The organism is Bradyrhizobium sp. ORS 111, assembly GCF_045571485.1.
Taxonomy (GTDB): Bacteria; Pseudomonadota; Alphaproteobacteria; order Rhizobiales; family Xanthobacteraceae; genus Bradyrhizobium.
Window position 1 is genome coordinate 1,865,663 of record NZ_CP120701.1, and the last position, 12,354, is coordinate 1,878,016.

Sequence of the window (12,354 nt, forward strand, 5' to 3'; positions counted from 1 at the left end):
TTCGAGACCGGTGCGCCCCGTCGCCTAATTCGCCGCATGCCTCCAGTTGCGCCAATGCGTCGGCTGGATGTCGAGGTGCTTCCTGTTGGCGTCGTCGACCCATTCGGCGCCTTGCCGGTGACAAGGGAAGACGAGCGCATGAACAATCCCATCATAGTCGAGGACGCAGACTTCGAGGTCCCGGTCCGACGGCGCGGTTGAGACGGGTAGCCATTCCGCTGACGACAAATGCATGGTGACCCTCCGACGATGCAGCATTGCTCGTTGTCTTCCAAGGCGTGCGGCACGGTGCCGGCCCGCAGGCAACTCCTTCCGGTCCAGGCTGAACAGGCGTGCGAAGAGTGTCCCGGGCACGCGCGGCCATGGTAACGGGAATGGCAAATGGCCTGTGTGAACCGACACACATTGTAACAGCCTTCGTAGCTGCCTTCCTGGCCAGGATGATCACCATCCAGCGAGCGATATTCCCGAACGGCCCGCTGCGGCTGGGATTGAACCTGCCGACCGCTGCGTCCGACGAAGTGCGAGGTCATCGTCCATGGAACAGGAGGCAAGATGCCAAGCCAAATGCACCGCACGATTGCCGCAACCAGCAGGCACGGCTGCGCGGCGATTGGCCTTGTCGTGGCCGTCACCCTTTGCTTCGCGACGGCTGCCGCCGCCAAGCCTCCGGGCTTCGAAGCCGCGATGATCCGCATGATGGCTTGCGAGGGTGAGGGTGTCCGGATGGAGCTCTACCTGCCGCTATCGGTCGATCGCCACATGCGCGGCGGACAATCGGTGATCGGCTACTACGCACTCGATCTGACTGATGTAAACAAGGGTAAGCCGCTCGAGCCGGTTCGCGTCACCTTGAGCGATGACGAGAAGACCGTGACCGTCAATCAGTACCTCCGGGGCCTGCCGCCGACCCGCATTCCCGTCACCGGCGGCACCGTCGACTTCGATCAGCGGTTCGCAACGCACGCGAAATGCGGCCCGTTCCAGTCGCAGGATCCGAATTTCGGCAATTGATCCGGCTCGCATTCCCGTCGCGGGGCACGCGTCCCGTTGTTCGCGCATGCCTAATCTCTCGGCATTGCGGCTTGACGTTGCGGCAAATGCCGACGAAGTTCCGGCTGCCGTGGCAATTTATTCTCAATTTTCCTCCGAACCTGCAACGTTCGTTCCCGACTCGCGCCGGGCATGGCTGAGGCTTGCCGTCGCCGTAGTCATCGGTTCGCTCGGCAGCGTCGGCATGTGGTCGGTCGTGGTGGCGCTGCCGGTGGTGCAGTCCGATTTCGGCGCAACGCGCGGGACCGCATCGCTCGCCTTCACCATGGTGATGCTCGGCTTCGGCCTCGGCCAGGTGGTGACCGGCAGGATCAGCGATCGCTATGGCATTGTCGCCGCGATCGGCGTCGGGATCGGCATCCTAGGCCTTGGCTATATCGGGGCCGGCTACGCACCGTCGGTCTGGGCGTTCATTCTGCTGCATTTCGCCATCGGGCTGTCCTCGGCCGCGACCTTTGGTCCGTTGATGGCCGAGGCCTCGCACTGGTTCGACCGCTTTCGCGGGCTCGCGGTCGCGATCGCGGCGAGCGGCAACTACATCGGCGGCACGCTGTGGCCGCCGGCGGTGAATTTCGGACTCCAGACCTTCGGCTGGCGGACCACCCATATCGCGATCGGCATCTTCACCGCGATCGCCATGGCGGTCTCGCTCGTCGCGCTGCGCCTGTTGATGGGGGCGGCGACCCAGCGCAGCCATGTCAACGCGCCGCCGCCACGGGTCGACCTGAAGCTCTCCACCAATGCCCTGACCGCGATCCTGTCGGTGGCCTCGATCGCTTGTTGCGTCGCGATGTCGATGCCGCAAGTCCACATCGTCGCCTACTGCGGCGATCTTGGCTATGGCGTGGCGCGCGGCGCCGAGATGCTGTCGCTGATGCTCGGCTTCGGCATTATCAGCCGGATCGGCTCCGGCTTCCTCGCCGACAAGATCGGAGGCATCCGCACACTCCTGATCGGCTCGGTCGCGCAAGGGTCGGCGCTGTTGTTCTATCTGTTCTTCGACAGCCTGACCTCGCTGTACATCATCTCCGCGATGTTCGGCCTGTTCCAGGGCGGTATCGTGCCGAGCTATGCGATCATCGTGCGGGAGGCGATGCCGGCGGCGGAAGCGGCGACCCGCATCGGCATCGTGATCTTCGCTTCGGTGTTCGGCATGTCTCTCGGCGGCTGGATCTCGGGCGTGATCTTCGACGCCACCGGCTCCTATGCGGCGGCCTTCGCCAATGGGCTGGCCTGGAACCTGCTCAACGTCACCATCATGGTGCTGTTGCTGCTGCGCGCCCGGCAGCGGCTGGCGCTGGCATAGAGCATGATCCGTCGCGCGTTTTCATGCGAAGCCTGTCCCGCATTTGATCCGTGACGGCGAGGCAGAAGCACACGCAAGACTTGCGGGCGCGGGGTTCAAAATGACGGCGGCGTGCAGGCCGAGATCACCTCGCAGGGCTTGGCGCCGATGCAGCGGAAACGATGCGGGCGGCGGCTCTCGAAATAATAGGCGTCGCCGGCATTCAGCACCCGCCGCTCGTCGTCGACCGTGACCTCGAGCCGTCCGCTCACCACGATGCCGCCTTCCTCGCCCTCATGGGACAGCGGCACCCGGCCGGTATCGCTGCCGGGCTCGTAACGTTCTTTCAGGATCTGCAAGGCACGGCCGAACAGATTGTCGCCGACCTGGCGGTAGGAGATCGGCTTCTTGCCGATCTCAGTCAGCTCCTCGGCGCGGTAAAATGCCTTGCGCGGGCGCTCCGGCTCGATCGCGAAGAACTCCGCAAGCCCCATCGGGATGCCATCGAGGATGCGCTTCAGGGCGCCGACCGAAGGATTCATCTGGTTGGATTCGATCAGCGAGATCGTCGAATTGGTGACGCCGGACCGCTTGGCGAGTTCCCGCTGCGACAGCTTGTGGCGCGCGCGGATGAATCGCAGCCGTCCGCCGATATCGACGCTCATGGCAAAGTCCTGTTGCAGGTGTTGCGGATCGAACAAATCTTCGCAGACCGCCCCAATCAGATCAATGGCTTGCGGTGCGACAGAAAAGGACTTGTTGAGTAGCGCGAAGCGTGGTCCGACTAGGCAAACTCAGCCCATGGAGCGCCGCCGTGACCGTTCATCAGATTCCGAACACCATCAAGACCGATTCGTTCTGGATGCCGTTCACGGCCAACCGGCAGTTCAAGAAGACGCCGCGGCTGTTCTCCTCCGCCAAGGGCATGTACTACACCTCCGTCGACGGGCGACAGGTGATCGACGGCTCCGCCGGCCTCTGGTGCGTCAACGCCGGCCACGGCCGTCCGCAGATTGCATCCGCCGTCGAGCGCCAGCTCGCCACGCTGGATTTCGCGCCCTCCTTCAACATGGGCCACCCGCTGGCGTTCGATTTCGCCGAGCGGCTCGCCGAGATCGCGCCGAAGGGCCTCGACCGCGTCTTCTTCACCAATTCGGGTTCTGAATCGGTCGACACCGCGCTGAAGATCGCGCTCGCCTATCACCGTGCGACCGGCCAGCCGACCCGCACCCGGCTGATCGGCCGCGAGCGCGGCTATCACGGCGTCGGCTTCGGCGGCATGTCGGTCGGCGGCATGGTCGCCAACCGCCGCGCCTTCGCGACCCATCTGCCCGGCGTGGACCACATCCGCCACACCCACGATCTCGCCCGCAACGCCTTCGCCAAGGACCTGCCGGAGCACGGCGCCGAGCTCGCCGACGACGTCGAGCGGATGGTGGCGCTGCATGGCGCCGACACCATCGCGGCCGTCATCGTCGAGCCGGTGCCCGGCTCGACCGCGGTGCTGCCGCCGCCGAAGGGTTACCTGCAGCGGCTGCGCGAGCTCTGCACCAAGCACGGCATCCTCCTGATCTTCGACGAGGTCATCACCGGCTTTGGCCGTCTCGGCACGCCGTTCGCCGCCAACTTCTTCGGCGTCACGCCCGACCTGATGACGACCGCCAAGGGCATCACCAACGGTGCCGTGCCCTGCGGTGCCGTGTTCGCCGACCGCAAGATCTATGACGGGCTGATGAACGGCCCGGAGGGCACGATCGAGCTGTTCCACGGCTACACTTATTCGGCCCATCCAGTGGCCTGCGCGGCCGGCCTGGCCACGCTCGACATCTACAAGGATGAGGGTCTGCTGACCCGCGGCGCATCGCTCGCCGACTACTGGCGCGATGCCTTGCACTCGCTGAAGGGCCTGCCGAATGTCATCGACATCCGCAATGTCGGGCTGATGGGCGCGGTCGAAGTCGCGCCGCGCAAGGACGCGGTCGGCACGCGCGGCTACGACATCATGGTCGATTGCTTCAACTCCGGCCTCTATCTGCGCCTCGGCGGCGATTCCATGGCGATGTCGCCGCCCTTGATCGTCGAGAAGAAGCACATCGACGACATGGTCTCGATCCTCGGCGACGCCATCAAGCGCGCGGCCTGATAGTTGCTATAAGCCGCGACGAGATTGGGTCGATAGGAGCAGGCGCGGGAATTCACCTCTCCCTTGGGAGAGGTCGGCGCGTAGCGCCGGGTGAGGGGTTAAGGTCCCTCGCTGGCGCTGCGGCCCCTCACCCGATTTGCTGCGCAAATCGACCTCTCCCCATTGGGGAGAGGTGAGACCGAATCCGCGGTCAACGTGTTCAATGCGAAGTCATTCCGCTCTAGCTCCTGCGGAACGTGTCTTGCAGCGGCAGTCCAGCGCCGCAGGAGTGTGATCGTGAAGGTCCTTGTTCTCGGTAGTGGCGTGATCGGCGTCACCTCGGCCTATTATCTCGCCCGTGCCGGCCACGAGGTGACGGTGATCGACCGTCAGCCCAAGCCCGCGCTCGAAACCTCGTTCGCCAATGCCGGCGAGGTGTCGCCGGGCTATTCCTCGCCCTGGGCCGGCCCAGGCGTGCCGGTGAAGGCGGTGAAGTGGCTGTTGATGAAGCACGGCCCGCTGGTGATCCGCCCGAAGCCCGATCCGGTGATGTGGCTGTGGCTGCTCAAGATGCTGCGCAACTGCACCAGCGCGCGCTACGCGGTGAACAAGAGCCGGATGATTCCAATCGCGGAATACAGCCGCGATTGCCTGCGCGGCCTGCGCGACGAGATCGGCATCCGCTACGACGAGCGCGCGCGCGGCACGCTGCAACTGTTCCGCTACCAGGCTCAGCTCGATGGCACCGGCGAGGACATCGCCGTGCTCAAGCAATATGGCGTGCCGTTCGAGGTGCTCGACCGCGAGGGCTGCATCGCCGCCGAGCCGGCGCTGGCGCAGGTCAAGCAGAAGTTCGCGGGCGGGCTGCGATTGCCGCACGACGAGACCGGCGATTGCCATATGTTCACGCAGGCGCTGGCGCTGGAGGCCGAGAAGCTCGGCGTGCGCTTCAATTTCAACGTCGGCATCGACGGGCTGAACGCGGATGCGACGCGGATCACGGGAGTAGCGACCAGCGCCGGCGTGATGCAGGCCGATGCCTACATCGTCGCGCTTGGCAGCTATTCGCCGCATCTGGTGCGGCCGCTCGGCATCTCGCTGCCGGTCTATCCGGTGAAGGGCTATTCGATCACCGTGCCGATCAAGGATGCGGCCGGCGCCCCGGAATCGACCGTGATGGACGAGAGCTACAAGGTCGCGATCACGCGGCTCGGCGACCGCATCCGCGTCGGCGGCACCGCGGAGATCTCGGGCTATTCCACCAAGCTCTATGCCGCGCGGCGCGCAACGCTGGATCATTCATTGACCGACTTGTTTCCGGGCGGCGGCGATCTTTCCAGGGCGACGTTCTGGTGCGGCCTGCGCCCGATGACGCCGGACGGCCCGCCGGTGATCGGCGCGACGCGCTACCCCAATCTACATCTCAACACCGGCCACGGCACGCTCGGCTGGACCATGGCTTGCGGCTCGGGAAGAGTGCTGGCCGATCTGCTCTCGGGCAGGACGCCCGAGATCGACACCAAGGAGCTGTCGATCACCCGCTACGACCACCGGTTCGGGTAAGGCCATGCGTCCGGCGCGCCAATGATGGTGTGCGCTAGGCGATGTCGAACTCGCCCTGCATCCGCGTGACCTCCTCGCGCAGTTGCTTTTCCTTCGCCTCGTCCAGCGCGGTCTCGCGCGTGCCCCCGAGGTCCCAGCTCGGGTCGTAGCCCTTGAGGCGGATCAGCTTCAGTCCTTTGACGCCGGATCGCCGTTCGAGTTCGGTGGTGAGTTCGTGCTGCATCAGAAGCGTCTTCATAGCGTTCTCCTCAGTCTTGTTGCCGGGCTGAACAGGAGAGGCGGCCGCAGGTTCCTTGCGCCGTGCGGGAGGCTGCTGGGTGGGAAACGCCCGTCGCGCCCTAGGAACGTGGCTGCGCGGGACACGTTTGGTCCGATCGAAACCAGGAAAGGATTTCGCATGAAGAAACTGGCAACGATCGGTCTAGCCGCGGTCATGGCGTTATCGTCTTCGCTCGCTTTCGCGCAGGCAGGGGGCGGCGCGGGTGGCGGTGCAGGCGGCGGAGCCGCAGGTGGCTCGAGTGGGAGCACCGGGATGAGCGGTACAGGTTCAGGTACGGGCACCGGTACCGGCACAGGTTCGTCGGGCATGGGCGGCACGACCGGCATGGGAACCGGCTCGTCGGGCATGACTCAGCCGCCCGGCAGCACCACCGGCAATAATATGAACAACAACCCGAACACATCGACACCAGGCGGTTCGACCAGTCCGAGCAACAACTCCGCGACCGGGACCGGGACGTCGAACCTGCCCGGGAACAACTCGACATCACCGAAAAATCCGCAGTGAGCGCAAAGAGCCCCGCATCGCGCGGGGCTTTTCTTTTGGGCGTTCGGAATGTGCCGCAGCGCAGGCTAGCGCGCGGGCTTGCGCCGCGCCTTCGTCTTGGCAGGCTTTGCTGTCGCCGCACTTGCCGGCCGCACGCGCAAGCCGTCAACGAACACATCCAATAGCCGCAGCGTCGTGGTCTGCCATCCGGCCTGGTCGTGCATGTAGCACATGCCGATCAGGGCGCGCAGCACGTCCTCGGCGCTGATGTCGGCGCGGATCTCGCCGGCTGCGACCGCGCGCGCGAGCAGGGTGCCGATCGCCTTGGTCAGCCGATCGAAGGAATAGGCGTGCAGCTCGGTCGAGCCGTGCGCGACCAGCGCCAGCGCCGCCACCATGCCCTTCTTGGTTGCGACGAATTCGACATTGGCGCGCAGCCAGCGCCGCAGCGCCTCGACCGGATCGGGCGCGTTCTGCAGTTGCTCGGCGAGATCCCCGAGCTGCTCGACCTCGCGGCGATAGACGGCCTCATACAGGGCTTCGCGGGTCGGAAAGTGGCGATAGAGCGTGCCGATGCCGACCCCCGCATGCCGCGCGACGGCTTCAAGGCTCGCCTCGCTGCCGCCGGCCGAGAACACCGCCTTGGCTGCTTCCAGCACACGCTCGCGGTTGCGCACGGCGTCCGCGCGGGGCTTGCGAACAATTTCTGTTGAATGACCGGCCATTCCTTTTTCTTCTCACCCTCCCTTGTAAACGGAGGACGCCTCCGTATATGGCGGCCAGCATCCGGCCTGACAAGGCGCGCCGACCATCGGTTGGCGGCCACGGGACTGCGTTGCTCGCTTCAACCCGACCATACACGGATCGGAGCCCTGCATGAATTTTCCTCTCAGTCTCACCATCAACGGAGTTCGCCGGGACATTGTGCTCGACGACCCCCGCGTCACCCTGCTCGATCTCCTGCGCGAGCGCCTCGATCTCACCGGCACCAAGAAGGGATGCGACCGCGGCCAGTGCGGAGCGTGCACCATCCTGGTCGACGGCCGCCGCATCAACTCCTGCCTCGCGCTCGCCGTCAGCCATGACGGTGCCGAGATCACCACCATCGAGGGTATCGCGCAGGGCGACCAGTTGCATCCGGTGCAGGCCGCCTTCATCGCGCATGACGGTTTCCAGTGCGGCTTCTGCACGCCGGGCCAGATCATGAGCGGGATCGGCTTGATCCAGGAAGGCCAGGCCGGCGACGATCCGGAGCGCGTGCGCGAATGCATGAGCGGCAATCTCTGCCGTTGCGGCGCCTATGCCGGGATCACCGAGGCCGTGCTCGAGGCGACGGCCGAAATCAATGCTGCCAATCGGAGGCGCTCCGCATGATGAACTTCGATTACGTCAGGCCGGCCAGCGTCGCGGAGGCGATCGCGGCGGCATCCGAAAAGGGCGCGAGCTATCTCGCTTCCGGCACCAATCTGCTCGACCTGATGAAGGGCGGCGTCAGCCGGCCGAGCCGGCTGGTCGATGTCACGCGCCTTCCCGGGCTCGACCGCATCGAACGTCTGGCCGATGGCGCCTTGCGCATCGGCGCGCTGGTGCGCAATGCCGATCTCGCGCATGACGCCGAATTCTCGCGCAGCTATCCTGCGGTCGCCGAGGCATTGCTGTCGGGCGCGTCGGCGCAACTGCGCAACGCCGCGACCGTCGGCGGCAATCTGATGCAGCGGACGCGCTGCGCCTATTTCTACGACGCCGCCAGCGCCTGCAACCGGCGCTGGCCCGGGGCCGGCTGCGACGCGCGACACGGCGAGAACCGCCTGCACGCGGTGCTCGGCTGGAGCGAGGGCTGCATCGCCACCCATCCGTCCGACTTCTGCGTGCCGCTGGTTGCGTTCGACGCCGTCGTCGAGATCGAGGGCGCCGGCGGCCGGCGCGAGCTGCCGCTTGAATCGCTGCATCACCTGCCCGGCGAGACGGCAGAACGCGAGACCGCGCTGGAGCCGGGCGATCTCATCGTCGCGCTGCGCCTGCCGGCCGAGGCGAAGGATTTCGCCGCGCATGCGCGCTACATCAAGGTGCGCGAGCGCACCTCCTATGCCTTCGCGGTGGTGTCGGCCGCAGCAGGCCTGCGCATTGAGGACGGCGCAATCCGCGAGGCGCGGCTTGCGCTCGGCGGTGTCGCGGCCAAGCCGTGGCGGTCGCGCGAGGCCGAGCAGGTGCTCGCGGGGCGCGCGCCCGATGCCGCGCTCTATCGCGAGGCGGCGCGTGCCGCGCTCACGGATGCCACGCCGTCCGGTGACAACGCGTTCAAGATCGAGCTCGCGCAGCGCATCATCGTGCGCGCGCTTTCCCTTGCCGCCGCAGGTACGCCGGCGCGCATTCCCGCGCTGCCGGGCTCTCCTTTCTCATCCGTTGCAGGAGCGTAAAGCATGACGGTTGAACTCAATCCCACCCGCGATCCCGCCCATCTCAGGCACGGCTCGAACATCGGCCAGCCGCTGACCCGTACCGACGGCGTGCTGAAGGTGACCGGCAAGGCGCGCTACGCCGCGGACAATCATCCGCCCGGCATGCTCTATGCCGTGATCGCGACGAGCTGTATCGCGCGCGGCCGCGTCAAATCGCTCGATGTCGCCGCTGCCAAGCGTCATCCCGGCGTCGTCGACGTGATGACGCCTTCGCACAAGCCCGAGCTTGCCGAAGATCCCGACGCCAAGGGTAATCCGTTCACCTTCCGCATGGAGCTGTTGCAGAGCGACGAGGTGCGTTACGCCAACCAGGCGATCGCGGTGGTGATCGCGGAAACGCTGGAGGCTGCCACCGAAGGCGCGGCACTGCTGTCGCCGCGTTTCCAGGTCGAGATCGCCCGCGTCGGCCTCGACGCCGGCGAGCCCTACGTGCCGCCGGCGGTCGGAATAGGTAATCCCGCCGAAGTCCAGCACGGTGATATCGATGCGGGTTTTGCCGCTGCGTCGAAGCTGATCGACGCCACCTATGAGACGCCGGCGCAGTATCACAACGCGATGGAGCCGCACGCGATCGTCGCGGTGTGGGACGGTGACAAGCTGTTCATCGACACGCCGAGCCAGGGCATGGCGATGGCGCAGCTCCGCATCGGTGGACTGTTCGGCATTCCGCCGGCCAACATCCACATCAACAGCCCGTACCTCGGCGGCGGCTTCGGCTCCAAGGGCCTGGTGTCGGGGTCGCAGGTGCTTGGCATCATGGCCGCAAAGCTGGTGGGACGTCCGGTCAAGCTGGTGCTGCGCCGGAGCCAGATGTATGGCCCGGTCGGGCATCGTTCGGCGACCCGGCAACGCATCCGCATCGGCGCCGACGATGCCGGCAAGCTGACCGCGCTCGATCATCACGCGCGGATCACCACGTCGAGCTTCGATGACTTCTACGAGCCTGCCGCCGATGCCTCGCACACGCTCTATGCAAGTCCCGCGATCCGCACCGCACATGACGCGGTGCGCATCGATACCGGCACGCCGCTGTTCATGCGCGCGCCGGGTGAGGCGACCGGATCGATCGCGCTGGAGAGTGCGATCGACGAGGCGGCATTCGCCTGCGGCATCGATCCGCTGGACTTCCGGCTGAAGAATTATGCCGAGGTCGAGCCGACCACCGGCAAGCCGTTTTCGTCGAAGGCGCTGCGGCAGTGCTATGCCCGTGGCGCCGAACGCTTCGGCTGGGCGCGTCGTCCGCTGCGGCCGCGGCAGATGCGCGACGAGAATGGCTTCCTGGTCGGCTGGGGCATGGGCACGGCGACCTTCCCGGCGCTGATGTTCCAGGGCAACGCTCGCGCGGTGATCCGCGCCGATGGCCGCGGCGTGATGGAGAGCGGCGCGCACGACATGGGGCAGGGCGCCTGGACCGCGCTGACCCAGATCTCGGCTGACGCGCTTGCCCTCGATCTCGCGCAGATCGAATTCCGCTCCGGCTCGTCGGATTTGCCCGATGCCGGCATCGCCGGCGGCTCGGCGCATACTGCAACCGTTGGAGCTGCGATCCACAATGCCGGCGCGGCCGTGATCGCAAAGCTTGCCGAGCTCGCGACCTCGGATGAACGCTCGCCGCTGTTCGGCGCCGGCAACGCCGGCGTGGTCGCGCGCGCCGGGCGGCTGCATCGCCGCGACGACGATGATCGCAGCGAGAGCTATGCCGACATCCTCGCCCGCGCCGGTCTTGCCGAGATCGAGGCCAGCGGCACCGGCGCGGCCGATCCGGCGGCGCAATCGCAATACGCGATGCATGCACACGGTGCCGTGTTCGCCGAGGTGAAGGTCGATCCGGCGCTCGGCCAGATTCGCTCGACCCGGCTGGTTGGCGCCTTCGCCGCCGGCCGCATCATCAATCCGCTGTTGGTGCAGAGCCAGCTCCGTGGCGGCATGATCTGGGGCCTCTCCTTTGCGCTGCATGAGGAGGCGGTGATGGACCGCAGGTCGGGCCGCATCCTGAATGCCAACCTTGCCGAATATCATGTGCCGGTGAATGCCGACGTGCCGCCGATGGATGTGATCACGGTCGACGAGCATGATCCGCATGTGAATGCGCTCGGCATCAAGGGCGTCGGCGAAATCGGCATTACCGGCAGCGCCGGCGCCGTCGCCAACGCCGTCTGGCACGCCACCGGCATCCGCGTGCGGAAATTCCCGATCAAGATCGAGGAGGTGGTGAGGGGGGTAGCGGACTAACTAACCCAGTCCGTCATTGCGAGCGAAGTAAGCAATCCATGTCTTCGCTCGGGAGCGATGAATTGCTTCCGCCTTCGCCAAGGGTTCGGCGGACAAGTCGTCGCTTCAGCGCAAAATTGCTTTGCAATTTTGCCGCAAGCTCCTCGCAATGACGGTGCGCGAAACGCCCATCAGCGTCGTCCCGGCGAAAGCCCATGGGCGCTAAAATAGGATTTGCGGGTTGGGTTTGCTTGTGATTCCAAGATGGGATGAGACACGAATCGCTTGTGAACGAAGACTGGGCGCGTGTTGTTGCGCGGCTTGGCGGAGCCGATGCTCTGGAGGTCAGCGCCCGCGAGACGAAGGCGTTTGTCCGGCCGCGAGAGATTAGCAATGCAGTCGATTTGCTGCGTCTGATCCTTGCGTACTGTCTCGGCGAGAGGGGTCTGCGGTTGACAACGGCCTGGGCAACCTCGGTGGGCCTTGTCGATATCTCCAACGTGGCTCTGTTGTATCGCTTGCGTCAATGCGGGGATTGGCTGGCGCGCCTGGTAGGCCAAGCGCTTGTGAGCGGCGCACCGAAGGCGAGCCGCGGTCGCCTGATCCGCATTGTTGACGCCACGACGGTCCCCAAGGCTGGGACGAGCGGCAGGAACAAGAACGCGGTGTGGCGCGTCCACAGTGCGTTCGATCTTCCGCGGGAGCGTTTTGGTCACTTCGAATTGACTGATGAGCGCGGGGGCGAGACGCTGGATCGGATACCGGCGGTTGCCGGCGAAATCCGTCTTGCCGATCGCGCCTATCTGCAGCCCGAGCGGATGGCACGTCTGCGCGATGCCGGTGCGGACTTCGTGATCCGGTCCGGCTGGAAGAGCGCGCGTTGGCTTGATGCCGA

The 12,354-nt window shown here is 65.9% G+C and carries 11 protein-coding genes and 1 pseudogene; 9 read left to right on the forward strand and 3 right to left on the reverse strand.

What is annotated here, in order from left to right; translation table 11 throughout:
* Positions 1-555 precede the first annotated feature (555 nt).
* Positions 556-1,014, forward strand: a complete 459-nt coding sequence (locus P6U30_RS08645) for a hypothetical protein (protein WP_407168984.1) — start codon at positions 556-558, stop codon at positions 1,012-1,014.
* A gap of 109 nt (positions 1,015-1,123) precedes the next feature.
* Positions 1,124-2,359: an MFS transporter gene (locus tag P6U30_RS08650; RefSeq protein WP_407168985.1), complete on the forward strand. Its 1,236-nt coding sequence runs from the start codon at positions 1,124-1,126 to the stop codon at positions 2,357-2,359.
* A 95-nt stretch (positions 2,360-2,454) separates the two neighbouring features.
* Here P6U30_RS08650 and P6U30_RS08655 read toward each other — a convergent pair whose 3' ends face one another.
* Positions 2,455-3,003, reverse strand: a complete 549-nt coding sequence (locus P6U30_RS08655; RefSeq protein ID WP_407150938.1) for a cupin domain-containing protein — start codon at positions 3,001-3,003, stop codon at positions 2,455-2,457.
* 197 nt (positions 3,004-3,200) lie between these two features.
* On the opposite strand from P6U30_RS08655, the gene P6U30_RS08660 reads away from it, so the two are divergent.
* Positions 3,201-4,481 carry an aspartate aminotransferase family protein gene (locus P6U30_RS08660; protein ID WP_407170404.1) on the forward strand — a complete coding sequence of 427 codons (1,281 nt, stop codon included), beginning with the start codon at positions 3,201-3,203 and terminating at the stop codon, positions 4,479-4,481.
* A gap of 276 nt (positions 4,482-4,757) precedes the next feature.
* On the forward strand, positions 4,758-6,023 hold the full coding sequence (locus P6U30_RS08665) for a D-amino acid dehydrogenase (protein WP_407168986.1): 1,266 nt from the start codon (positions 4,758-4,760) through the stop codon (positions 6,021-6,023).
* A gap of 34 nt (positions 6,024-6,057) precedes the next feature.
* Here P6U30_RS08665 and P6U30_RS08670 read toward each other — a convergent pair whose 3' ends face one another.
* On the reverse strand, positions 6,058-6,261 hold the full coding sequence (locus P6U30_RS08670; protein WP_407168987.1) for a hypothetical protein: 204 nt from the start codon (positions 6,259-6,261) through the stop codon (positions 6,058-6,060).
* A gap of 159 nt (positions 6,262-6,420) precedes the next feature.
* Between P6U30_RS08670 and P6U30_RS08675 the strand changes: the two genes are divergently transcribed.
* Positions 6,421-6,810: a hypothetical protein gene (locus P6U30_RS08675; protein WP_407168988.1), complete on the forward strand. Its 390-nt coding sequence runs from the start codon at positions 6,421-6,423 to the stop codon at positions 6,808-6,810.
* A 65-nt stretch (positions 6,811-6,875) separates the two neighbouring features.
* Here the strand turns inward: P6U30_RS08675 and P6U30_RS08680 are convergent, their stop codons facing one another.
* Positions 6,876-7,514: a TetR/AcrR family transcriptional regulator gene (locus P6U30_RS08680; protein ID WP_407168989.1), complete on the reverse strand. Its 639-nt coding sequence runs from the start codon at positions 7,512-7,514 to the stop codon at positions 6,876-6,878.
* 151 nt (positions 7,515-7,665) lie between these two features.
* Here P6U30_RS08680 and P6U30_RS08685 point away from each other — a divergent pair, with 151 nt between their 5' ends.
* The 4 genes and pseudogenes from P6U30_RS08685 to P6U30_RS08700 form a co-directional block, all read left to right on the forward strand.
* Positions 7,666-8,163, forward strand: coding sequence for a (2Fe-2S)-binding protein (locus tag P6U30_RS08685; RefSeq protein WP_407168990.1), 498 nt, complete (start codon positions 7,666-7,668; stop codon positions 8,161-8,163).
* Positions 8,160-9,206: an FAD binding domain-containing protein gene (locus P6U30_RS08690; RefSeq protein ID WP_407168991.1), complete on the forward strand. Its 1,047-nt coding sequence runs from the start codon at positions 8,160-8,162 to the stop codon at positions 9,204-9,206. Before P6U30_RS08685 ends, P6U30_RS08690 begins: the two co-directional genes overlap by 4 nt.
* 3 nt (positions 9,207-9,209) lie before the next feature.
* A complete protein-coding gene (locus P6U30_RS08695; protein WP_407168992.1) occupies positions 9,210-11,480 on the forward strand; it encodes a xanthine dehydrogenase family protein molybdopterin-binding subunit in 2,271 nt (756 codons plus the stop codon).
* Between the two features lie 248 nt (positions 11,481-11,728).
* Positions 11,729-12,310 (forward strand): annotated as a pseudogene (locus P6U30_RS08700) (IS4/IS5 family transposase); the annotation flags it as partial.
* Between the last annotated feature and the right edge of the window lie 44 nt (positions 12,311-12,354).

Excerpts from the sequence above, each read along its gene's own strand:
- P6U30_RS08695 (WP_407168992.1), top strand. The coding sequence starts at position 9,210 with ATGACGGTTGAACTCAATCCCACCCGCGATCCCGCCCATCTCAGGCAC.
- P6U30_RS08685 (WP_407168990.1), top strand. The coding sequence starts at position 7,666 with ATGAATTTTCCTCTCAGTCTCACCATCAACGGAGTTCGCCGGGACATT.
- P6U30_RS08670 (WP_407168987.1), bottom strand. The coding sequence starts at position 6,261 with ATGAAGACGCTTCTGATGCAGCACGAACTCACCACCGAACTCGAACGG.
- P6U30_RS08660 (WP_407170404.1), top strand. The coding sequence starts at position 3,201 with ATGCCGTTCACGGCCAACCGGCAGTTCAAGAAGACGCCGCGGCTGTTC.
- P6U30_RS08655 (WP_407150938.1), bottom strand. The coding sequence starts at position 3,003 with ATGAGCGTCGATATCGGCGGACGGCTGCGATTCATCCGCGCGCGCCAC.
- P6U30_RS08680 (WP_407168989.1), bottom strand. The coding sequence starts at position 7,514 with ATGGCCGGTCATTCAACAGAAATTGTTCGCAAGCCCCGCGCGGACGCC.
- P6U30_RS08675 (WP_407168988.1), top strand. The coding sequence starts at position 6,421 with ATGAAGAAACTGGCAACGATCGGTCTAGCCGCGGTCATGGCGTTATCG.
- P6U30_RS08690 (WP_407168991.1), top strand. The coding sequence starts at position 8,160 with ATGATGAACTTCGATTACGTCAGGCCGGCCAGCGTCGCGGAGGCGATC.
- P6U30_RS08645 (WP_407168984.1), top strand. The coding sequence starts at position 556 with ATGCCAAGCCAAATGCACCGCACGATTGCCGCAACCAGCAGGCACGGC.